Annotated in this window: 19 protein-coding genes; 9 read left to right on the top strand and 10 right to left on the bottom strand. The window is 57.9% G+C overall.

The features are described from left to right. The first annotated feature begins 14 nt into the window (after positions 1 to 14). Positions 15 to 1133: an AI-2E family transporter YdiK gene (gene ydiK, locus C8D90_RS02410; protein WP_115456809.1), complete on the top strand. Its 1119-nt coding sequence runs from the start codon at positions 15 to 17 to the stop codon at positions 1131 to 1133. A gap of 561 nt (positions 1134 to 1694) precedes the next feature. Here ydiK and ppsA read toward each other — a convergent pair. Then, on the bottom strand, positions 1695 to 4073 hold the full coding sequence (ppsA, locus tag C8D90_RS02405) for a phosphoenolpyruvate synthase (RefSeq protein ID WP_115456808.1): 2379 nt from the start codon (positions 4071 to 4073) through the stop codon (positions 1695 to 1697). 373 nt (positions 4074 to 4446) lie between these two features. On the opposite strand from ppsA, the gene ppsR reads away from it, so the two are divergent. The 8 genes from ppsR to C8D90_RS02365 all read left to right on the top strand — a co-directional run bounded on the left by ppsR (position 4447) and on the right by C8D90_RS02365 (position 12905). After that, positions 4447 to 5268 (top strand): posphoenolpyruvate synthetase regulatory kinase/phosphorylase PpsR, encoded by an 822-nt coding sequence (ppsR, locus tag C8D90_RS02400; RefSeq protein ID WP_115456807.1) that lies wholly within the window; start codon positions 4447 to 4449, stop codon positions 5266 to 5268. Positions 5269 to 5477: 209 nt separating this feature from the next. Then, on the top strand, positions 5478 to 6524 hold the full coding sequence (locus C8D90_RS02395) for a 3-deoxy-7-phosphoheptulonate synthase (protein ID WP_115456806.1): 1047 nt from the start codon (positions 5478 to 5480) through the stop codon (positions 6522 to 6524). 198 nt (positions 6525 to 6722) lie between these two features. Next, positions 6723 to 6917 (top strand): hemin uptake protein HemP, encoded by a 195-nt coding sequence (hemP, locus tag C8D90_RS02390; protein WP_115456805.1) that lies wholly within the window; start codon positions 6723 to 6725, stop codon positions 6915 to 6917. Between the two features lie 115 nt (positions 6918 to 7032). Then, a complete protein-coding gene (locus tag C8D90_RS02385; protein WP_115456804.1) occupies positions 7033 to 9126 on the top strand; it encodes a TonB-dependent hemoglobin/transferrin/lactoferrin family receptor in 2094 nt (697 codons plus the stop codon). 129 nt (positions 9127 to 9255) lie between these two features. Next, complete coding sequence (locus tag C8D90_RS02380; RefSeq protein WP_115456803.1) at positions 9256 to 10293, top strand: hemin-degrading factor; 1038 nt, start codon at positions 9256 to 9258, stop codon at positions 10291 to 10293. Continuing rightward, the gene (locus C8D90_RS02375) at positions 10290 to 11120 is read left to right on the top strand and encodes a heme/hemin ABC transporter substrate-binding protein (protein ID WP_115456802.1); all 831 of its coding nucleotides are present in this window, start codon (positions 10290 to 10292) and stop codon (positions 11118 to 11120) included. The genes C8D90_RS02380 and C8D90_RS02375 overlap by 4 nt, the downstream gene beginning before the upstream one ends. After that, the gene (locus C8D90_RS02370) at positions 11117 to 12121 is read left to right on the top strand and encodes a FecCD family ABC transporter permease (protein ID WP_115456801.1); all 1005 of its coding nucleotides are present in this window, start codon (positions 11117 to 11119) and stop codon (positions 12119 to 12121) included. The genes C8D90_RS02375 and C8D90_RS02370 overlap by 4 nt, the downstream gene beginning before the upstream one ends. A 1-nt stretch (position 12122) precedes the next feature. Continuing rightward, positions 12123 to 12905, top strand: a complete 783-nt coding sequence (locus tag C8D90_RS02365) for a heme ABC transporter ATP-binding protein (protein WP_115457237.1) — start codon at positions 12123 to 12125, stop codon at positions 12903 to 12905. A 5-nt stretch (positions 12906 to 12910) separates the two neighbouring features. On the opposite strand, the gene C8D90_RS02360 is transcribed toward C8D90_RS02365, so the two are convergent. The 9 genes from C8D90_RS02360 to arnC form a co-directional block, all read right to left on the bottom strand. Continuing rightward, positions 12911 to 14353 carry a protein adenylyltransferase SelO gene (locus C8D90_RS02360; protein WP_115456800.1) on the bottom strand — a complete coding sequence of 481 codons (1443 nt, stop codon included), beginning with the start codon at positions 14351 to 14353 and terminating at the stop codon, positions 12911 to 12913. A gap of 102 nt (positions 14354 to 14455) precedes the next feature. Continuing rightward, entirely contained in the window at positions 14456 to 15472 is a 1017-nt protein-coding gene (locus tag C8D90_RS02355; protein ID WP_115456799.1) for a lipoate--protein ligase A, read from the bottom strand. Positions 15473 to 15585: 113 nt separating this feature from the next. After that, the gene (locus C8D90_RS02350; protein WP_115456798.1) at positions 15586 to 16050 is read right to left on the bottom strand and encodes a C40 family peptidase; all 465 of its coding nucleotides are present in this window, start codon (positions 16048 to 16050) and stop codon (positions 15586 to 15588) included. Between the two features lie 258 nt (positions 16051 to 16308). Then, a complete protein-coding gene (gene arnF, locus C8D90_RS02345; protein WP_115456797.1) occupies positions 16309 to 16701 on the bottom strand; it encodes a 4-amino-4-deoxy-L-arabinose-phosphoundecaprenol flippase subunit ArnF in 393 nt (130 codons plus the stop codon). Then, complete coding sequence (gene arnE / locus C8D90_RS02340) at positions 16698 to 17045, bottom strand: 4-amino-4-deoxy-L-arabinose-phosphoundecaprenol flippase subunit ArnE (protein ID WP_196238478.1); 348 nt, start codon at positions 17043 to 17045, stop codon at positions 16698 to 16700. Before arnE ends, arnF begins: the two co-directional genes overlap by 4 nt. Beyond that, positions 17042 to 18691, bottom strand: a complete 1650-nt coding sequence (gene arnT, locus C8D90_RS02335; RefSeq protein WP_115456795.1) for a lipid IV(A) 4-amino-4-deoxy-L-arabinosyltransferase — start codon at positions 18689 to 18691, stop codon at positions 17042 to 17044. The genes arnE and arnT overlap by 4 nt, the downstream gene beginning before the upstream one ends. After that, the gene (gene arnD / locus C8D90_RS02330) at positions 18688 to 19599 is read right to left on the bottom strand and encodes a 4-deoxy-4-formamido-L-arabinose-phosphoundecaprenol deformylase (RefSeq protein WP_115456794.1); all 912 of its coding nucleotides are present in this window, start codon (positions 19597 to 19599) and stop codon (positions 18688 to 18690) included. Before arnD ends, arnT begins: the two co-directional genes overlap by 4 nt. Then, the gene (gene arnA, locus C8D90_RS02325; protein WP_115456793.1) at positions 19596 to 21578 is read right to left on the bottom strand and encodes a bifunctional UDP-4-amino-4-deoxy-L-arabinose formyltransferase/UDP-glucuronic acid oxidase ArnA; all 1983 of its coding nucleotides are present in this window, start codon (positions 21576 to 21578) and stop codon (positions 19596 to 19598) included. Before arnA ends, arnD begins: the two co-directional genes overlap by 4 nt. Then, complete coding sequence (gene arnC / locus C8D90_RS02320; RefSeq protein ID WP_115456792.1) at positions 21578 to 22576, bottom strand: undecaprenyl-phosphate 4-deoxy-4-formamido-L-arabinose transferase; 999 nt, start codon at positions 22574 to 22576, stop codon at positions 21578 to 21580. Before arnC ends, arnA begins: the two co-directional genes overlap by 1 nt. Positions 22577 to 22578 lie beyond the last annotated feature (2 nt).

Raw genomic sequence — 22578 nt, 5'->3', positions numbered from 1 at the left:
ATGGAAATAAATTCATGAATGAAGGTAATAGTCTGCGCGGTCCGCAACCCAAGGTTGACCTGCCGCGTATCATGTTCGGAACGCTGTTTATCGCGCTGATGATTGTGTCCTGCTTCTGGGTGGTGCGGCCATTTGTCCTGGGATTCGCCTGGGCCAGCATGATCGTCATCGCAACCTGGCCGCTGTTGACGAAATTGCAGGAGATGATGTGGGGCAAACGCTGGCTGTCCGTACTGGTCATGATGTTGTTGCTGATTTTGCTTTTCGTTATTCCTATTTCCCTGGTTATCGTCAGCCTGATCGATAACAGCGCCCCTGTTCTCGCCTGGGCGTCCTCCGCCACAAGCTGGCAACTGCCGGATTTAGCCTGGCTGAACAGCATCCCGCTGGTAGGAAGCAAGCTCTACAGCACCTGGCATTCCCTGATGAACGGCGGCGGCAGCGCCATTATGGCCAAGGTTCAGCCCTATATCGGGCAGGCCGTCACCTGGTTTATCGCCCAGGCCGCCCACGTCGGCAGCTTCATGCTGCACTGTACGCTGATGCTGTTATTCAGCGCCCTGCTTTACAGCCGGGGGGAACACGTGGCGCTGGGCATCCGTCACTTCGCTATCCGTCTCGCCGCCCAACGCGGCGACGCAGCCGTCATTCTGGCAGCGCAGTCCATCCGGGCAGTCGCACTGGGCGTGGTCGTTACCGCGCTGGCGCAGTCCGTACTCGGCGGCATCGGGCTGGCAATTTGCGGCATCAGCGGCGCTACGCTGCTGACCGTGGTGATGTTTATCTGCTGCCTGGCGCAGCTTGGCCCGCTGCTGGTGCTGGTCCCGGCCATTATCTGGCTCTACTGGACCGGCGACACCACCTGGGGCACCGTGCTGCTGGTCTGGAGCTGCGTCGTGGGCACCATGGACGGCGTGCTGCGCCCGGCGTTGATTCGTCTGGGCGCCGATTTGCCGATGATCCTGATCCTGTCCGGCGTCATCGGTGGGTTGCTGGCGTTCGGCATGATCGGCCTGTTTATCGGCCCCGTGGTATTGGCCGTGTCGTATCGCCTGATCTCTGCCTGGATACATGAAGCACCGGAACCGGATAAAGACCCGGAGCAGGTAATTCAGGAACTGGAGAAACTGTAATGTTTTCGGCGGAGGGGTTCTCTCTCCGCCGCTTTTCATTTCTTTCGCCAAATGGCGCGGTTAAAATACAGAAAACCTTATTTTGGTTAATCACTTTCCTTTAATGCGTCAGACACTCAGGCGCACAAACTTAATAACGCCTAAGATCATCCCGAATTAAATAAGTATAAATGAGAAAAACACGTTAATTATAAGGCACGGACCGATGATTAGGATGATTCTTAAAGACTGGATTGGCGTGCTTACCTATTATATCAGCATGTTAGCGAGTCATCTTTCCCCTTATTTTGAGATAAGACTCTACGATACTACTTCCCAACCAAATTGCTGTGTGTAGTCTTTGCCCATCCCCTGAGGTGGGCTTTTTTTTACCTCACGCCAGCCCGATCGCGGCGGCCTTCGTACATATTGCTGCTGTCAATGTCTTTCATGCGGCTGCCGATAACTTATATTTATATCTCTTGATAAATGATAGCTAAATTATATTCATCAGCTTACATAATCCGACTAACGATATTAATAACGGCCGCGTGTGCGGCCGTCAAAATAATAAGAGAAGTCTTAACCAGCATTTGCCAGATTGACCCAGGTTTGCACCACGGTATCCGGATTAAGAGACAAACTGTCAATTCCCTCATCCATTAACCAACGCGCGAAGTCTTCATGATCCGAAGGCCCCTGCCCGCAAATACCCACATACTTCCCTTGCGCCTTCGCCGCCTTAATGGCCATCGACAGTAACGCCTTAACCGCATCGTTACGCTCGTCAAACAGCTCCGACACCAGCCCGGAGTCACGATCCAGCCCCAGCGTCAGCTGAGTCATATCATTAGAACCGATGGAGTAACCGTCGAAATATTGCAGGAACGCATCGGCCAACAGGGCGTTGGAAGGGATCTCGCACATCATGATCACTTTCAGCCCGTTATCCCCGCGCTTCAGCCCCTCTTTTTCCAGTTGCGCCACCACGTCACGCGCCTGATCCACGGTACGCACGAACGGAATCATCACCTCAACGTTGGTCAGCCCCATTTCGTTACGTACCCGCTTCACCGCAGCGCATTCCAGCGAGAAACAGGCAGAGAAATTGTCCGAAATGTAACGACCGGCGCCGCGGAAGCCCAGCATCGGGTTTTCCTCATCCGGCTCGTAGCGCTCACCGCCGACCAGGTTGGCGTATTCGTTGGATTTAAAGTCAGACAGGCGCACAATCACCCGCTTCGGCCAGAATGCCGCCGCCAGGGTCGCGATGCCCTCAGTCAGACGCCCGACGTAAAACTCAACCGGCGAATCATACCCCTGCATCATTTCGCGGATTTCCGCCTGCAACGCCGGCTCTTGCTGATCAAACTCCAGCAGCGCGCGCGGGTGGACGCCAATCATACGGTTAATGATAAATTCCAGACGCGCCAACCCCACCCCTTCATTAGGCAGACGGGCGAAGTCAAAGGCCCGGTCGGGGTTCCCGACGTTCATCATGATCTTCAGCGGCAGCTCAGGCATTTCACTCACTTCGGAGCTTTGTACCGAGAAGTCCAGCAGGTCGTGATAAACGTAGCCGGTATCGCCTTCCGCACAGGAAACCGTCACCTTCTGGCCGTCTTTCAGGCGCTCGGTCGCATCACCGCAGCCAACGACCGCCGGAATACCCAGTTCACGGGCGATGATCGCGGCATGGCAGGTACGGCCGCCGCGGTTGGTGACGATCGCCGACGCTTTTTTCATGATCGGCTCCCAGTCCGGGTCGGTCATGTCGGTCACCAGCACGTCACCGGGCTGAATCAGGTTCATTTCGGCGATATCGTGAATCACCTTCACTTCGCCTGCGCCGATGCGGTGCCCGATAGCACGCCCTTCCACCAGCACTTCGCCGCGCCCGCTCAGCTGATAACGTTCCATCACCTGCTCGTTGGAACGTACGGTTTCCGGCCGCGCCTGCACGATATACAGCTTGCCGGTATGACCGTCTTTGGCCCATTCGATATCCATCGGACGGCCATAATGCTGTTCGATTTGCAGCGCCTGGCGGGCCAGTTGTTCCACCTCATCGTCGGTCAGGCTGAAACGGTTGCGCAGGTCTTCCTGCACATCCTCAATCCGGACCTGTTTGCCATGCTCCTGAGAGTCGGCATACACCATGCGGATCTTCTTCGAGCCCATATTACGCCGCACAATAGCAGGATTGCCTTTTTGCAGCGTCGGCTTGTGTACATAGAACTCGTCCGGGTTTACCGCGCCCTGCACCACCATCTCCCCCAGCCCATAAGCCGAAGTGATGAAGACCACCTGATCAAAGCCGGATTCGGTATCAATGGTGAACATCACGCCGGAGGAAGCCAGATCGGAACGCACCATGCGCTGAATACCGGCAGAAAGCGCAATGCCGCGATGGTCGTATCCCTGATGAACGCGGTAAGAGATCGCACGGTCATTGAACAGCGAAGCAAAGACATGCTTCACCGCCACCATAACCGCATCGATTCCCTGAACGTTAAGGAACGTCTCCTGCTGCCCGGCAAAGGAGGCATCAGGCATGTCTTCCGCCGTGGCGGAAGAACGTACCGCAAAAGAGGCCTGCGCATCACCTTCCGCCAATTGCTGATAGGCATCGCGAATGGCGCGGTCAAGCTGCGGCGTAAACGGCGTATCCACCACCCACTGACGGATTTGCTTACCAGCCTGCGCCAGCGCGGCAACGTCATCAACATCCGTTTTATCCAGTAACGCATAAATTTTCTGGTTAACGCCGCTCTGCTCCAGAAAATCATTGAACGCCTGAGCCGTTGTAGCGAAACCGTTGGGTACAGACACCCCCAGCTCAGACAGGTTGGTTATCATCTCCCCCAGGGAGGCGTTTTTGCCTCCCACCCGATCAACATCGTGCATACCGAGTTGGTTGTACCAAAGCACTTCATGTCTGTCAGGGACGTTAGTTGACATTGAGACAATCCTTTTTACGTTCATTAAAATGGATACGAAAGAAAGCGCGGTTGCTCGTCTGAGAGCGAAATTCAGCCTAACACACCGTGACGAAAGTCATAGAATGGTGAATCGATCCACCAAACGCAGAGAGCGATTTTTTTTGAAAAAATACGCATTTTTTTATTTGTCAGCTGAAATTTTTCAGCTTTAGTGTGTATAGAAGCTGTATCTTGCTGAAATCAAAACAGGCATAGCGAAAAAAATGAAAACGGATTTCGCTGTCACACGGTGTGATAATGAACGCAAGCTGCGGAAAACGTTGCAGAATACACTGTTATGTAACACGAAAGTTGCTATTGTAATCACTCACAGCAGTTAACAGGAGCCGACCGTGGAAAGAAGCGTATTTTACATTTCAGACGGAACCGCCATTACGGCGGAAGTTCTCGGACACGCAGTGCTTTCGCAATTCCCGGTGGACGTCACGTCCTATACTCTGCCGTTCGTGGAAAATGAAACCCGGGCTGAAGCCGTATGCCAGCAAATCAACGAAATCTATGCGCGCACCGGCCAGCGCCCGCTGGTGTTCTATTCCATCGTCGCCCCGCGTATTAAAGAGATCATCCACAGCAGCGAAGGGTTCTGTCAGGACATCGTCCGCGCGCTGGTCGCCCCGCTTCAGGACGAACTGGGTATGGCGCCGGTGCACGTCGCCAACCTGACCCACGGGCTCACCGAACACAACCTGCTCAAGTACGATGCCCGTATCGCCGCCATTGATTACACGCTGGCGCACGACGACGGCATCTCGTTGCGCAATCTCGATCAGGCACAGGTCATTTTGCTGGGCGTTTCACGCTGCGGCAAAACGCCGACCAGCCTGTACCTCGCCATGCAGTTCGGCATCCGGGCGGCGAACTACCCCTTCACCGCCGATGACATGGATAACCTCCAGCTTCCGCCCGCGCTGAAAGCGTTTCAGGGCAAACTGTTCGGTCTGACCATCAACCCGGATCGCCTGGCAGCCATCCGCGAAGGCCGCCGGGAAAACAGCCGCTATGCATCAATCCGCCAATGCCGCCTTGAGCTGGCAGAAGTTGAAGCGCTGTATCGCAAGAACAATATTCGTTACCTGAATACAACCAATCATTCCGTGGAAGAGATCGCCACGAAGATTCTGGATGCGCTCGGCCTGAACCGTCGGATGTATTGATTTCCCGCACCGCCCGTGTAAAAAACGGGCGGTGCGCGCCCCTTTTTGCTTATGATTTGTGCAATGAACTCCCGTACTAGTAAAAAAGTACATCAACCGAACATAAAATAACCAATCGCCTCTATTCATTGCCCTGCAATTCCGTTATCGTGATCGCCATCACTTCCCGGTATTGTTGCCGCAGCGAAGACACGAATTCAGAGAACGTTATGCATAAAACCGATGAACTGCGCACCGCGCGCATCGACAGCCTTGTGACGCCTGCAGAACTGGCGAAACAGCTGCCTCTTGCTCCGGAGGTTGCAGAAAACGTGACACTGTCACGAAAACGCATTGAAAAAATCCTGCACGGCGAAGATCGTCGTCTGCTGGCCATCGTCGGCCCCTGTTCAATCCACGATATCGATGCCGCCCTCGACTACGCGGGCCGCCTCAACGAACTACGCTTACGTTACCAGGACCGCCTGGAAATCGTCATGCGCACCTACTTCGAAAAGCCCCGCACCGTCGTAGGCTGGAAAGGGCTTATCTCCGATCCGGATCTTGACGGCAGTTACCGCGTTAACCACGGCATCCGCATGGCGCGCGATTTGCTGCTGCGGGTGAACCAACACGGATTACCGACCGCCACTGAGTTTCTGGACATGGTGATCGGTCAGTATATTTCCGACCTCATCAGTTGGGGCGCTATCGGCGCGCGCACCACGGAAAGCCAGGTACACCGCGAAATGGCCTCGGCGCTCTCCTGCCCGGTCGGCTTTAAGAACGGCACCGACGGCAATACCCGTATCGCCATCGACGCCATCCGGGCCGCACGCGCCGGGCATATTTTCCTTTCGCCGGACAAACACGGGCAAATGACCGTGTACCAGACCAGCGGCAACCCTTACGGCCATATCATCATGCGCGGCGGTAAAACGCCCAACTATCATGCAGACGACATTGCCGCGGCCTGTGATGCCCTGCGCGAATTCGATTTGCCCGGCCACCTCGTGGTGGATTTCAGCCATGGCAACTGCCAGAAGCTGCACCGCCGCCAGCTCGATGTGGCGGAAAACGTCAGCAATCAAATCCGCGCCGGCTCCGACGCCATTGTCGGCATCATGGCGGAAAGTTTCCTGACCGAAGGAACGCAGAAGATCATACCGGGCCAGCCGCTGACCTATGGTCAGTCCATCACCGACCCCTGCCTGAGCTGGGCCGATACCGAGAAAATGCTGGCGATGCTCGCCGATGCGGTAGACAGCCGCTTCTGATGCAGAATAACCGGAGGAGAAACCTCCGGTTATTTCCCTTATCGCGACCCTATCCTTCTTGTTGCTTTCCCCGCCACCACGGCGGATTCATCCGCGTAATGTGATCGCGTCCGGCTAAATTTCGCTTGCTGCCTGTGAATTGTTTTATGATAATGATTATCAATTCAATAACAATTACCATTCGCACGAGAATTACCGATGGAAAATAACAGCGCCGGGCCATCAGATCGATCATCGCCCGCCCCGGTTTCAAAGGAAGCTAATGATGCCGGCGTCATGCAAATCGACAGCCGTCGTTTACTCGGCAGCAGCGGGAAAATGATCATTCATCACCAGGGTCAGTTGTATCAGTTACGCCAGACCAAATCCGGCAAACTCATCCTGACCAAATAGCGTTCGTCACACATCAGGCCCGTCCTGACATAATTCCAACAAAACCAGCCAGCCACCCAGTCCTGAGACGAGGCAGCCAGCCCCCGATAAAGTTAGACATAGGGAGAGTTGCCTCATGCTTTTCGCTTTACCCGTCCGCTTCGGCCGTTCCGGCCTGAGTCTGGCCATTGCCTGCGCCCTGCCTGCTATCGCACAGGCACAATCATCAGACACCACAGACATTCCCGCCGCCTCATCCGGCGCACAGGAGATCGCCTGGAAACGCAACGCCACTTCCGTACGCGATACAATGACCGTTACCGCCACCGGCAACCAGCGTGATAGTTTCGAAGCGCCCATGATGGTAACCGTGCTGGAAAACGATGGCCCCAACACCATGACGGCGTCCTCTGCGCCGGACATGCTGCGCTATATTCCCGGCATTACCGTCAGCGGCAGTTCGCGCACCAACGGCCAGGATATCCTGATGCGCGGTTATGACCGTCGCGGCGTATTAGTGATGGTGGACGGCATTCGTCAGGGTACGGACACCGGCCACCTGAACGGAACTTTCCTCGATCCGGCGCTCATCAGGCGCGTCGAAGTCGTGCGCGGCCCGTCGGCGTTGCTCTACGGCAGCGGCGCGCTGGGTGGGGTTATCGCCTACCAGACCGTTGACGCGGCCGATCTGTTGATGCCGGGGCAAACCACCGGCTACCGCGTGTTCGCCAACGCCGCCACGATGGACCACAGCCTGGGACTGGGCGCCAGCGCCTACGCGAAAACCGACAATCTCGACGGCCTGCTCTCCTTCGGCACCCGCGACCGCGGCAACCTGCGGCAGAGCAACGGTTTTGACGCGCCTAATGACGAAACCATCAGCAACGTCCTGGCTAAAGGAACCTGGAGCATTGATGAAAATCAGTCGCTGAGCGGCAACCTGCGCTACTACAACAACAGCGCGCGCGAACCGAAAAACCCGCAGCTCCCGGATGCGTCCTCCACCAACGTAATGACCAACCGCTCCACCATTCAGCGTGACGCCCAGGGGAATTATCACCTCAAACCGGCTGATCAGGAGTGGCTGGATCTGAGCGCGGCGCTTTACTATTCCGAAACGGAAATCAACGCCAGCCCGGATGGCTCCGGCTACGAAAAACGCAAGCAGGACACCAAAGGCGCCAAACTGGAAAACCGTACCCGCCTGTTCGCCGATACCTTCGCTTCACACCTGCTGACCTACGGCTCCGAAGTTTACCGCCAGGAGCAGAAACCCGGCGGCGTCACCACCGGCTTCCCGCAGGCGGATATCGACTTCGCCTCCGGCTGGCTACAGGATGAAATCACCCTGCGCGACTTGCCCGTCAGCATCGTGGCGGGCACACGTTACGATAACTACCGCGGCAGCAGCGAAGGCGACGATGACGTCAACGCCGACAAGTGGTCGTCCCGCGCTTCCCTCAGCATTTCGCCCACCGACTGGCTGATGCTGTTCGGTTCCTATGCCCAGGCGTTCCGCGCGCCGACCATGGGGGAAATGTATAACGATTCCCTGCATTTCCAGATGGGCCCCGGCATGGCGAACTACTGGAAGCCCAACCCGGACCTGAAACCGGAAACCAACGAAACGCAGGAATACGGTTTTGGTCTGCGCTTTGACGATGTAATGCTGCATAACGACTCATTGCAGTTCAAATCCAGCTACTTCAGCACCAGGGCCAAGGACTACATCAGCACCAGCGTCACCATGCAGATGGGCTTCGGCCCCGGCGGGCCGTACTGCATCGATTGCAGCACCACGTCCGTTAACATTCCCCGCGCCAAAATCTGGGGCTGGGACGCAGTGATGAGCTACCAGACCGACGGATTTAACTGGAACCTGGCCTACAACCGTACCCGCGCCAAAGACGAACGCAGCGGCGACTGGCTCGGCACCACCAGTCCGGACACGGTAACCAGCCAGCTGGATATTCCCGTCAGCCACAGCGGCTTCTCCATCGGCTGGGTCGCGACCATGGCTGAGCGCAACACCCGTGTCAGCAGCGGCATCACGCCGCAGGCCGGCTACACCGTGAACGATTTTTACGTCAGCTATAAAGGCCAGGAAAGCCTGCGCGGCGTTACCACCACCGTGGTGCTCGGCAACGCGTTCGACAAAGAATACTACTCTTCGCAAGGCGTTATTCAGGATGGCCGCAACGCCAGGTTACTGGTGAGTTATCAGTGGTAACCATGCCGCTCCCCGCCGCAGTTGGGGCGCGTCGGTCATTCTTAAAAAGAATGCCATTTAAAAGTTGTTATCCGGGAAGTCAGTCCGGCCTGAAAAAAACAAACGTTAAAAATCGCATAGGATAAATACATGTCACCTGCACTGTACGAACAATATCTCGACGCCAAAACTCAAAACCCTGCACTTTACGCCCGCGATCTGGCCGCTCTGCTGGGCGTCAGCGAAGCGGAACTGACGCACGCCCGGGTTGGTCATGACGCCCGCCGGCTGAATAACGACACCCGCGCCCTGCTGGGCGCGCTGGAAGCCGTTGGCGAGGTCAAGGCCATTACCCGTAACGAATATGCCGTTCATGAACATCTGGGCCGGTACCAGAATCAGCATTTGGGCGGACACGCCGGGCTGATCCTCAATCCGCGCGAGCTGGATCTGCGGATGTTCCTGAACCAGTGGAGCAGCGCCTTTACCCTTACCGAAAATGGTCGCCACGGCGTGCGTCACAGCATTCAGTTCTTCGACCCGCACGGCGACGCAGTGCATAAAACTTATGCCACCGACCAAACCGACATGGCCGCCTGGCAGGCGCTGATCGACGCGTACCTCAGCGCCGATAACCCGCCGCTGGCGCTCAGCGCGGCACCGGCAAAAAACGGCAGCTCCGGCTATGACAGCGCGGCAATCGACACTCAATGGCGCGCCATGACCGACGTTCACCAATTTTTCCAACTGCTCAGGCAGCATGACGTCAGCCGTCAGCAGGCGTTCCGCGCCGTAGGCGAAGACCTGGCCTGGCAGGTCAGTAACGATGCGCTGAATCTGCTGCTGCAAACTGCGCGCGAAGAGCAAAACGAAATCATGGTGTTCGTCGGCAACCGCGGATGCGTACAGATCTTTACCGGGCAGATCGCCCGCATCGCGCCGCACGCTGACTGGATCAACATCTTTAACCCCCGCTTTACCCTGCATTTGAGGGAAGATCAAATCGCGGAAAGCTGGATTACCCGTAAACCCACCAGCGACGGTTTTGTCACCAGCCTGGAACTGTTTGCCGCGGATGGTACGCAAATCGCCCAGCTGTACGGCCAACGTACCGAGGGTGAGCCGGAGCAAACCGACTGGCGCCGTCAGGTGGAAAACTTGCCCCGTCTGAATGAGGCCGCCGCATGAAACCGTTGCTCCCCATCCTGTATACCGCCCTGTTGTTGTTCAACCAGGGCGCATCAGCCGCCGAACGCATCATCACCATCGGCGGCGACGTAACTGAAATCGCCTGGGCGCTCGGCGCAGGCAAGGAACTGGTCGCCCGCGACACCACCAGCACCCATCCCGCCGGCGTACAAAAGCTGCCCGATGTCGGCTATATGCGCCAGCTCAACGCGGAGGGTATCCTCTCCCTGAAGCCGACTCTGGTGCTGGTCAGCGATCTCGCCCAGCCATCGCTGGTGCTGGAACAGGTCGCTAATGCCGGCGTGCGGGTGGTTAACGTGACCGGAGAGACAACGCTGGACGCCGTACCACGGAAAATCAGCCAGGTTGCCGCCGCGCTGGGGCAAGAATCACAGGGCAACGCGCTGACGACGGATTATCGCCGCCAGATTGACGCCGTTCCCCGGCGCTCCCTGCCGGTAAAAGTGTTGTTCATCCTGAGCCACGGCGGTATGACGCCGATGGCCGCCGGGCAGGATACCGCCGCCGACGCCGTTATCCGCGCGGCTGGCGCGACCAATGCCATGCAGGGATTCAGCCGCTATCGTCCGCTTTCTCAGGAAGGCGTCATCGCCAGCGCACCGGATTTAATTCTGATCACCCTGGACGGCGTAAAAACGCTGGGCGGGCTGGAAAATATCTGGCGGTTACCAGGCATGTCCATGACGCCGGCGGCGAAAAATAAGGCCGTGCTGGCGCTGGATGATATGGCGTTGCTGGGCTTTACCCTGAACACCCCGGATGCCCTGGCGAAGCTGCGCCAGGCGGCGGAGAAGGCCGCACTATGATTGACCGGGTTTCTCCCCGCATCATCCTGCCCCTGCTCGGCGTACTGACGCTGGCGTTAATGCTGGCGTCGGCCAATCTGGGCGCGCTGACGCTGTCGTTTCGTACGCTGTGGCAGGCGCCGCTGAGCGATATGCAGTGGCGGATCTGGCTGGACATCCGCCTGCCGCGGGTGCTGCTGGCCGCGTTGGTCGGCCTGGCGCTGGCCGTTTCCGGCACGGTGATGCAGGGGTTGTTCCGTAATCCGCTGGCTGACCCCACATTGCTGGGGATCAGCAGCGGCGCGTCGCTGTCGGTAGCCATGGTGATCGTTTTGCCGTTGTCGCTGACCCCGGCGCTCGCGCTGTACAGCCACATGCTGGCAGCTTTCGCCGGCAGCCTGGTTATCTCGCTTATCATCTACAACCTGAGCCAGCGCGGTCACGGCGCGTTGGCCCGGCTGTTGCTGGCGGGGATCGCCATCAACGCGCTGTGTTTTGCCGCAGTCGGCGTCTTAAGCTACATCAGCAGCGATCAACAATTGCGCCAGTTTACGCTCTGGAGCATGGGCAGCCTGGGATCGGCGCAATGGGGGCCGCTGCTGGCCGCCGCTTCGTTGATCCTGCCGGCCGCCGCCGTCGCACTGAGCATGGCGCGGCGCCTGAACCTGCTCCAGCTTGGCGATGAAGAAGCGCATTATCTCGGCGTCAACGTCCCGCAAACCAAGCTGCGCCTGCTTTTGCTCAGTGCGGTATTGGTGGGGGCTTCCGTTGCCGTCAGCGGAGTGATCGGCTTTATCGGGCTGGTAATACCGCACCTGATGCGCCTGCGACTGGGCGCCGATCACCGCTGGCTGCTTCCCGGCGCCGCGCTGGGCGGCGCCTGTCTGCTGCTGATGGCGGATACTCTGGCCCGCACGCTGGTTGCTCCGGCGGAAATGCCGGTCGGCCTGCTGACCAGCCTGATCGGCGGCCCTTACTTTTTGTGGCTGATTCTGCGCCAAAAGGAGACGTCCCTTGCCTGATATTTCCGCTCCCGTGCTGGAGGCCAACGACATCGTCTATTCGCCTGGCGGTCGCCCATTAATCAAACAGGTGTCGCTGACGTTACGCAGCGGAGAACTGGTGGCGATTATCGGCCCCAACGGCGCGGGAAAATCTACCCTGATGCGCTTGCTGACCGGCTACCAAACGCCGGACAGCGGCGAATGCCGCTTACTTGGTAAACCGTTGGCGGATTGGGCGCCGGCCCGGCTTGCCAAAGTGCGGGCGGTGATGCGCCAGCACAGCACGCTCGCCTTTCCGTTCAGCGTGCGTGAGGTGGTGACGATGGGACGCTCGCCGCACGGGCCGGGCGCGCAAGCTAACGCGGTCGAGCGGGTTATGGCGCAAACCGGCTGTACGCCGCTGGCGGAGCGGGATTACCGCACGCTCTCCGGCGGTGAACAACAGCGCGTCCAGCTTACCCGGGCGCTGGCGCAGCTATGGCAGCCGGAGCCTGGCCCGCGCTGGCTGTTTCTGGATGAACCCACGTCGGCGCTGGATCTCTATCATCAGCAAAAAACCCTGCGCCTGATGCATGAACTGACCCGGCGCGAACCGCTCAGCGTGTGCTGTATCCTGCACGATCTGAATCTGGCCGCGCTCTATGCCGACCGCATCATCTTATTGCATCAGGGCGAGCTAGTGGCCCGGGGAACGCCGGCTGACGTGCTGAACACCGACACCCTGCGCCACTGGTATCACGCCGATCTCGACGTCCTCCCCCATCCGCAAAGCGGCATCCCGCAGGTGTATCTGCGGCATTAATCGCCTCAGCTGGAGCAGGATACCTCCAGCTGTTTTCCCCACGCCGGCGGCGGCGCATCCAGATCCGCCAGCGCGTCATCATCCTCATAAGGCCGCAGTAACGCCTGATGTAAACGCGCAAGCACGCTGACATCGTCCTGCTCCGCCGCGGCAATCGCATTCTGCGCCAGATAATTGCGCAATACCCGCGCCGGATTCACCGCCTTCATCGCCGCCTGACGTTGCTCATCGCTGACGCCCTCGCGTTGCAGGCGGGTGCGCCATTGTTGATACCAGGCATCAAACGCCGGACGATCGATAAATTCATCGCGTAGCGCCATGGCAGAGCTCTGTTGCTCCACCCGGCTCAGCAGGCGGAACGTGCGGGTGTAATCACACCCTTCCCGCGTCATCAACGTCAGCAAACCGGTAAGCAGATCGTTGTCGTCATCTTCCCTTTGGGTAAATCCCAGTTTGGCGCGCATCCGCTGCCCGAAAGCATCCATCAGCGCCGGCTCGTAAGCCTCCAGCGCCTGTTGCAAACGTTCGGCGCTGAGCAGCCCCGACAATGCCTGGGCCAGACGGTGTAAATTCCAGTACGCTACCGCAGGCTGATTATCAAAGGCATAACGCCCCTGATGATCGGAATGGTTGCAGATCCAGCCGGGCTGGTAATCATCCATAAATCCATACGGACCGTAATCGATCGTTAAACCGAGCAGCGACATATTGTCGGTATTCATCACTCCGTGGGCGAAACCTTCGGTCTGCCAGCGGGCTATCAACCGGGCGGTTCGTTCAACGATATCCCGCAGCCACAAGAAATAGGCATCCGTGTCATTTTCAAGGTGCGGCCAATGGTGACGGATCGCGTAGTCGGCCAGCAAACGCACGTTTTCCGGCTGGTTGCGGTAATAGAAGTGCTCAAAATGCCCGAAACGCAGATGGCTTTCCGCCACCCTCAGCAACATGGCGCCCCGTTCCGGCTGCTCACGGAAAACGGGCTGCCGGCTGGTGACGATGCTCAGCGCGCGCGTGGTGGGAATGCCGAGGGCGTGCATCGCCTCCGACGCCAGGAACTCGCGGATCGCCGAGCGCAGCACCGCCCGCCCGTCGCCCATGCGCGAATACGGCGTCAAACCTGCCCCCTTCAGATGCCAGTCCAGCTTACGGCCATTCGCCAGGCGCTGTTCGCCCAGCAAGATACCACGCCCGTCGCCCAGTTGCCCGGCCCATACACCGAACTGATGCCCGCTGTACACCTGCGCCAGCGGCTTCATTCCTTCAGCCAGTTGCTCACCGCGCAGCACCGCGGCAAGGTCACCGGAAAACCAACGTTCGTCCAGCGCCAGCTCAGCGGCCAGCGGCGCGCTGTAATAAAGCAGGGCGGCGTCCTTCAGGGGCGTCGGTTTCAGCGCGTGAGAAAATCCCGGTAATTCGTCGTGGTAGGTGTTAATAAATTGCGTCATGGCCCCTCCGTTTTCCACAGTTTAGGGCCGTATTGCAGGAATAAACACCGGCTAAGCGCAGGGGTATTGAGGGAAATACCGATTAATGCGATAGCCGGATTGTCAGCGGATCTGCGTCATCAGCCAGTCGTTCAGCGTATTCAGCTCATCACGGGCTTCTGGATGAACGGAAAGCACGCGTTCCAGGACCGCCGCGATGGCCTGCGGGCGGTAGGCAACGCCGCGCAGCGAATCCGCCATCAGCTCCAGCGGCGCCGGGTTCAGCGTGTCGCTGAATACCTGCGCACGGCTGATAACGCCGTGTTCAACGTCAAAATGCAGCTCCACGCCGCCCCAGTTGAAACGTTCGTCCAGCGTATGGGTAAACGCCGGCGCCTGCCCGAAGTTCCACTCCCAACTGCTTTGTTTGCGGAACTGCTCGCTGAAGTTGGGCAGATCCGGCAATTGCTCCGGGGAAACCTCTTCCGCCGTCACCTGTTCGCCGTAGTAAGCGAAGAACGCCTCTTCTATCGCCGCGCAGATTTTTTCGTGCGTAATGTCCGCCGACAGCTCAACCAGATTAGCCACACGTGAGCGCACCGAAGTAATGCCTTTGGCCTGCAATTTTTTAGGATCGGGGTTGAGGTAATTCGCCAGGCGGCTGAGATCGGCGTTCAGCAATAAAGTACCGTGGTGAAAGCCCCGGTCCTTCGTTTCACGGTAAGCAGAGCCCGATATTTTACGCTCACCGTCCGGCGTGGAAACCACCAGATCGTTGCGCCCGGACGCATGGGCATCGATGCCCAGAGAACGCAACGCATCAAGAATGATGCCGGTGGACACAGATTTATCATATTCCGGTTTCCCCGCCATAAAGGTGAAGCAGGTGTTGCCTAAATCGTGAAACACCGCGCCGCCGCCGCTGCTGCGCCGGGCCAGCCGCACGCCGTCATCGTTCATGCGCCCGGTGTTGCACTCTTTCCACGGGTTTTGCGCCCTGCCGATCACCACGGTGTCCGCATTGCGCCACAAAAACAGCACGCGCTGAGTCGGCGCCATCTGACGAAAAATGCACTCTTCTACCGCCAGATTGAACCAGGGGTCAAAAGAGCGGGAAATCAATAAACGCAGGTTATTCATAATTAACGTCCTGTTGTCGCCGTTAAACCCCGCGGGCTTTGCCGCAGGGTTTATTATCATACCGAATTTACGCCGCCGGCGCGTCAGGGAATACAGAGAGAAAGGTAACAGCGCTACAGCCTGCGCGCCTGCCAGTAGGCCCGGTTCCAGTAGACGTTTTCCAGGGATGAGCGTGTAACTCCCCGGCTGGTGGAAGCATGAATAAATTTATTATCCGTGTCATAAATACCGACGTGCAGCCCGTTCTCGCCGCTGCCGGTTTTAAAGAAAACTAAATCGCCCGGCATTAATTCTTTGCGGCTGACTTTGGTGCCCAGTGACGTTTGCTGTACGGTGGTGCGCGGCAACTGCATATCAAAGCGATCGCGGAAGGTGCGGTAGACGAAACCGGAACAGTCAACGCCGCTGCGCTCCAGCCCGCCATAGCGATATGGCGTGCCGTTCCATTGCCGTAACTGATCGTTCAATTGCGCCACGACCGCAATAGAATCAGACAAACGTCCGCTGGGCGGAGGCGCGTGGCTGCTGCAACCACTTAAAATCAGGCTTAATACCACTAATAGAAACCCAATCCGCATCGTTTTTCATCCCCTCATCGTGCGTCAATAAAAGCCTTATTCAGGTAACGCTTTGTTTGTCTATCAGCAAACTCTTTTTACTTATGCAAATTTAGCCGGAATTCTCCGCGGCGTCAGCGGAAATTTCGCAATAACGCTAAAACGAGAGGGATATTTACGTGAATACCAGACAAAAAACGCACAATATAACAAAGCGGAGAAACGCTGACCGTCGTGGTTATTATTTAAAACGACATGGGAAGGTGATTTGGGCGTATTTTAAACATCGCGTTTTTTGCCGCCGCTGATTAACCAAACGCCAAAGAGAATAACGATAACCCCCAGATTTTTATTCCAGCTGACGCTTTCCTGAAACCAGGGTAAAGCAACCGTCGCCAGATAAACCAATACATAGCTCAGGCTTAATAAAGGGTAAGCGCGGTTCAGGGGAATGTCGCGCAACGCCAGCAGCCAGCACACCATAGAACAGGCATACCCTAAAATGCCCAGGCTGACGCCTAACAGCGCAACGGCATGTTGCTGCAGGAAAGTAAGCGAGAAATAGCTCCACGCCACCGCAGGCAGCGCGATCATGCCCAGCTTCATCAACAGTTGCGCTACGCTGGCCAGCAACACGCTGCCCAGCGCCCACAGGTATCCGCGCCACCTCATAATCCGCGACTCATCAGATAAATACCGACCATAATCAGCGCCACTCCGCACCAATGGCGTACGCTGGCCCGTTCGCCGAACCAGAAATGCGCGCTCAGCGTTACCAGCACGAAATTGATGCTCAGCATGGGGTACGCCACGCCCAGCGGCATGCGCTGTAACACCGCCAGCCAAAGCAATATGGCGATGCCCAGCGCGCAGCAAGCCGCGAACAGCCAGCGCAGCGCAGACGGCAAACGGCGCGAAGCCGGGCGGATACGCCAGCACTCCACCGCCTGCTTCTGGCACAACTGCCCCCCGCAGGTTAGCAGGCTGACCATCAACAGCAAAAAGTAGTTCATCACTCCGACTTCTTGTAAAACAGCACCGCATAGCGGTGATCGAGCTTTATCGTGTCGGGTTTGGGAACCGGCATATCGTTCACGTCTTCCTCACGCGCTAGATGGACAATCAACGATACATTACCCTGTCGGCGCGCATTGACCAACCATTCGGAGAAGGCATTTTCCTCAATCCGTTTACCGGCGGCATCCGGATACGACAGGCCGTACTCCAGTTCCCCGCTGCGCTGGTACAAAATGATATCGCTGCGCTTCAGCTCCCAGCCCAATCCGGCGGCCAGACCGACGCTGTCGCTCAGCACATAGCGGCTTTCCTGCAACAGCGGCGCATATTCCCGGATAAACAGCTGCGGATTCTTGCTGTAAACAATCTGCCGCGGGATCGCGCTGCCAATCAATAACGCCACCACCAGCGGGCACAGCGCCGCCAGCGTCCAGCGCTGCGGCCGGCGCAGGCTCAGCGCGCCGAACACGCCCCAGCCGACGAACACCAGCACGCCGGCAACGATTGTCGCCGTTTCCCCCGCCTCATACACCGGATGTTTGCCCACGCCGCTGGCCAGCACCAACACCGCGACAGCCAGCGTGAAGCCGAATATCAGGTTGATCCAGCCGTTAACGCGCGCCACCTTCATCCGCACCGACGCCGGCAACTCCGTCATATAGGCCGCCATCAGCAGGGATAACGGCGCAAAACACGGCAGAATATAGGTAGGCAGTTTCCCTTTGGCGATGCTGAAAAACAGGAACGGCATGAGCAGCCAGCTCATCAGGAAAAACAGCTCGGGCCGACCACGGACATCACGCCACCCTTTACGCAGCGCGCCGGGCAGCAACGCCAGCCAGGGCAATGCGCCGCCGATCAGGATCGGAATGTAAAACCAGAGTGGCGCCTTATGCTGCGCATTCTTCTCGGCAAAACGCTGAATATGCTCCACCCAGAAGAAATAGTTCCAAAAGTCCGGCTCCCGCTGGTAAATCGCCCACGCCCAGGGCGCGCTGAGCAGCGCGGCGGTGAGAATCGCCACGGGGCCGAACAGCAATAAGTCCCGTATCCGTTTTTGATGGATCACCACCGGCAGCACGCTGATCACCGGCACCGCCAGCGCCAGAAACCCTTTGGTCATAAACCCTGCGCCGCAGGCCAGACCCAGCAACGCGTAAGCGCCGACCTTCCCTGCCGCACTGCGGGCCTTCAGCGTCAGGCAAAAGCTGACCATCGCCGCACTCATCCACAGCGTGATCATCGGGTCGAGCACGCTGTAAGTGCCGATGGCGTACACCAGCAGCGACGTAAAGTAGATCAACGAGGCCAGCAACGCGGTACGTCGGTTATTCCACAACAACATCGCCAGCCAGAACACCAGCAACGCACTCAGCGCGGTACAAAACACCGAACCGAAACGCACGGCAAAATTGTTATGCCCGAAGATCATCTGGCTGACGTTGTTGATCCAATAGCCGGCCACCGGCTTCTCAAAATAGCGCAGATCCAGCATGTGCGGGACGACCCAATCCCCGCGTTGCAGCATTTCCCGGCTGATTTCCGCATAGCGGGTTTCATCGGGTTGCCACAATAACCGGCCATTCAGGGGAACGAGATATAACAGGACAAACAGGGGAATAGCGAAATACTTCCACGCCTTCATACAGCCGTTTCTCTTCGCAAAGGTTCCTGACACCCCAGCCAGCCTTCCCGGCCGGGGAATGATGCCCGCACGACATGGCCCAGCGGCAGCGAGGAAAGATTCTCCGGCAGCAGCGAAACCAACGGGCAAAATTCAATTTGTTCTTCGCGCGCGCGCAGCAAAAGGCGCTCAAACATCGCGGCCTTGCTCATGCCCTCCACTTCCGCATGGATGGTATAGACGGGCGTGCCGCCATCCCGGAGGATAGCGTCGAGAATGAAATCATTGAACTGTGCGTCGGTGGTTTGCGTTCCGACCACTTCATCGTAGGTCGGCAGCGTCACCGGAATCTGTACCGTACCGGGTTGACCATCGCTGAGCAACGGCAGAAACGGCGACTGTCCGCGACAGTCGCTGTTATAGCGCAGCCGGTACGCCTGTTTCATGTCGATTACCCGCTGATCGGCGCGCCAGCCCGCCACGGCGGAGCAATCCACCGGGTAGCCCAGTATGCGCGTCATCTCATCCAGCCCCATCTGAAACTGGTTCTTCAGCTGTTCATCAGACCAGCGACCGACGTTCGCCTGCCAGCCGTGATGATCCCAGGCATGCAGCCCGACCTCATGCCCGGCCCGCGCGGCGTGGCGTACGACCAGCTCCAGGTCACGGCCGATGCGCTTTCCCGGCCAGGCGGTGCCGGCCAGCAGAATGTCCCAGCCATAGAGCGACGCGGCCTTCGAGCGCAGCATTTTCCACAAAAAGCGCGGGCGCAGCAGGCGCCATAAATGGCGCCCCATGTTATCCGGCCCGATGCTGAAAAAGAAACTGCCGAGAACATCGTACCGCGCCAGAATTTCCAGTAATTGCGGCACGCCGTCGCGCGTACCGCGATACGTATCGACGTCAATTCTCAGCCCGACGCGTTTCATTCATTATCGCCCGTGAATTCAACGGTGCGCAGGAAATAATCCAGCGTTTCCGCGACGGTTTGCTGCATCGGCACCGTCGGCTCCCAGTTCAGGCACTGCCTGGCGTTGCGGATGCTCGGTTTGCGGTGCTCCACGTCCTGATAACCTTTGCCGTAGTAGCTGCTGCTTTCCACGTCTTTAAAGCCGGCGAACGGTGGGAAACGGTGACGTAGCGGGTGCGCCTCGAAGCAGGTCAGCAGCATTTCGCCCAGCTCACGGATGCTGGCTTCGTTGGTCGGGTTACCGATGTTGATGATCTGACCGTCACACTTGTTGTCACGGTTTTCGATAATGCGGAACAAGGCTTCAATCCCGTCGCTGATGTCGGTAAAGCAGCGCTTTTGCGCGCCGCCGTCCACCAGTTTGATCGGCGAACCTTCCACCAGGTTCAGGATCAACTGGGTAATGGCGCGCGAACTGCCGATGCGCGCGGCGTTCAGGGTGTCCAGGCGCGGCCCCATCCAGTTGAACGGACGGAACAGCGTAAACTTCAGTCCTTCTTTGGCGCCATAGGCCCAGATGACACGGTCGAGCAGTTGTTTGGAAACGGAATAAATCCAGCGCTGTTTGTTGATCGGGCCGACAATCAGGCGCGAATGATCTTCATCGAACTCTTTGTCATCGCACATACCGTACACCTCCGAGGTGGACGGGAAAATGATGCGCTTATTGTATTTCACGCAATCGCGCACGATTTTCAGGTTCTCTTCGAAATCCAGCTCGAATACGCGCAGCGGATTGCGGGTGTATTCGATCGGCGTGGCGATGGCGACCAGCGGCAAGACCACGTCGCATTTCTTGATGTGGTACTCGATCCACTCGTTGTGAATGCTGATATCCCCTTCCACAAAATGGAAGTGCGGGTTATCCAAAAAGCGGCTGATGGCATCGGCGCTGATATCCAGCCCGAAGATTTCATAATTGTCGTCCTTCAGCAAACGCTCGGTCAGATGGTTGCCGATAAAACCGTTCACGCCAAGGATCAGCACGCGGGTGCGGCGCTTAATCGCGCTGGTCGGCTTGCTGCCCAAGCGCGCATCACTGACCATCCCCATTTCGCTTGCCAGCCGGGTGCCCTGAACGTACAGGCCGTTTTCGCTTTGACCGGACAGGATTTCCAGAGCATTTTCGCCGCACGCCACCACCAGCGGCTGGGTGGAAATAACCGTGCCGGGGCGGCGGCCATGCGCCACGCTGACGACCTTGCTCTTCCACACGATGAGCTTGCGTTCGCCCAGGTAGGTAAACGCGCCCGGATACGGTTCCGTTACGGCACGTACCAGGTTATTGATTTCACGGGCGCTCTTTTCCCAGTTGATCAATCCGTCCGCCGCAGTACGGCGACCGAAATAACTGGCTTTGGCCGCATCCTGCGCCTGCAGGCTGACCTGCCCGGACTTGATCAACGGCAGCTGTTGCATCAGCAATGCTTCCGCCGCCGCGCGCACTTTACCATGCAGCGTCAGCGCCGTGTCGTCGTCGCTGATGTCTACCGCCAGTTGCCCGGCGATATCACCGGCGTCGGCGCGGCGGGTCATGCGGTGCAGCGTCACGCCGGTGCGGGTTTCGCCGTTGACCAGCACCCAGTTGACCGGCGCGCGACCGCGGTAAGCCGGCAGCAGGGAGCCGTGCAGGTTGTAAGCGCCCTGCGGCGCTAAATCCAGAATCTGCTGGCACAGCATGTCACGGTAGTAAAATGAGAAAATGACGTCCGGCGCCAATGCACGGATACGTTCGATCCACAAAGGATGGTTGACGTTTTCCGGTGCGAATACCGGCAACTGCATCTCTGCCGCCACCCGCGCGACCGAACCGAAAAAGTGGTTCTCTCCCGGCGCGTCCGTGTGAGTAAATACCGCCTGAATATCGTAGCCTGCTTCCTGCAATGCCTTTAAACCAGTACAACCAATATCATGGTAAGCAAATACGATCGCTTTCATTACTCTTCTTCCTGTTGGGTTGTGGCAGTGCTCTTTTTCTCATCTAAGGCAGAGCCAATAATCTTTTGCACGAAATAGCGCGGGCGGGCGCGGACGTCGTTGTAAATGCGGCCGATATATTCACCGAGCAGTCCCATGCCGATGAACTGCGCGCCAATAAACATGAACAGTACGGCGAATAACGTGAAGACCCCTTCCGCCGCCCACATCGGCCCGAAAATCAAACGCAGGGCGATCAGCAGCACCGCCAGGGCGAAACCGCCCAGCGCAATCACGCTTCCCACCAAACTCAGCAGGCGCAGCGGCGTGGTCGTCAGGCAGGTCACCAGGTCATACATCAGGTTGATCAGCTTGAGGAAGCTGTATTTGGAATCGCCAAATTCACGCTCGGCATGGCGCACTTCAATCTCAACAGTACGACGGGCGAAGGTGTTGGCCAGAATGGGGATAAAGGTACTGCGCTCGTGGCAATGCAGCATGGCTTCGATGATATGGCGGCGATAGGCGCGCAGCATGCAGCCGTAGTCCCCCATGCTCTTGCCCGTGGCGCGTTGGATCATCATATTGATCATCTTCGACGCCGTTTTGCGAAACCAGGAGTCCTGGCGGTTGGCGCGAACCGTACCCACCACGTCATACCCCTGCTCGGCCACTTCCACCAGCCGCGGGATCTCCTCCGGCGGGTTTTGCAGATCGGCGTCCAGGGTAATCACCAAATCGCCGCTGACCTGATTAAAACCGGCCATGATGGCCGAATGCTGACCGTAGTTCCGGTTCAGCAATACCGCGATCACCGGGCTGCCCGGTCGCTGTGCGGCTTCCGTCATGATGGCGGCGGAGTTATCGCTGCTGCCATCGTCTACCAGGATGATCTCGTGGGGCTTATTCAACTGCGCACAGGCGTTGCAGGTGCGCTCAATCAGCACCGGCAGGCTTTCCTGTTCGTTATAGACCGGGATAACAACGGAAACTTTCTTTATTTCATCAACGTGATTCACGC

This window comes from Enterobacillus tribolii, assembly GCF_003363015.1.
Classification (GTDB): Bacteria; Pseudomonadota; Gammaproteobacteria; order Enterobacterales; family Enterobacteriaceae; genus Enterobacillus; species Enterobacillus tribolii.
Note: the sequence above shows the minus strand (reverse complement) of the source record. Positions and strands in the feature narration are given on the sequence as shown.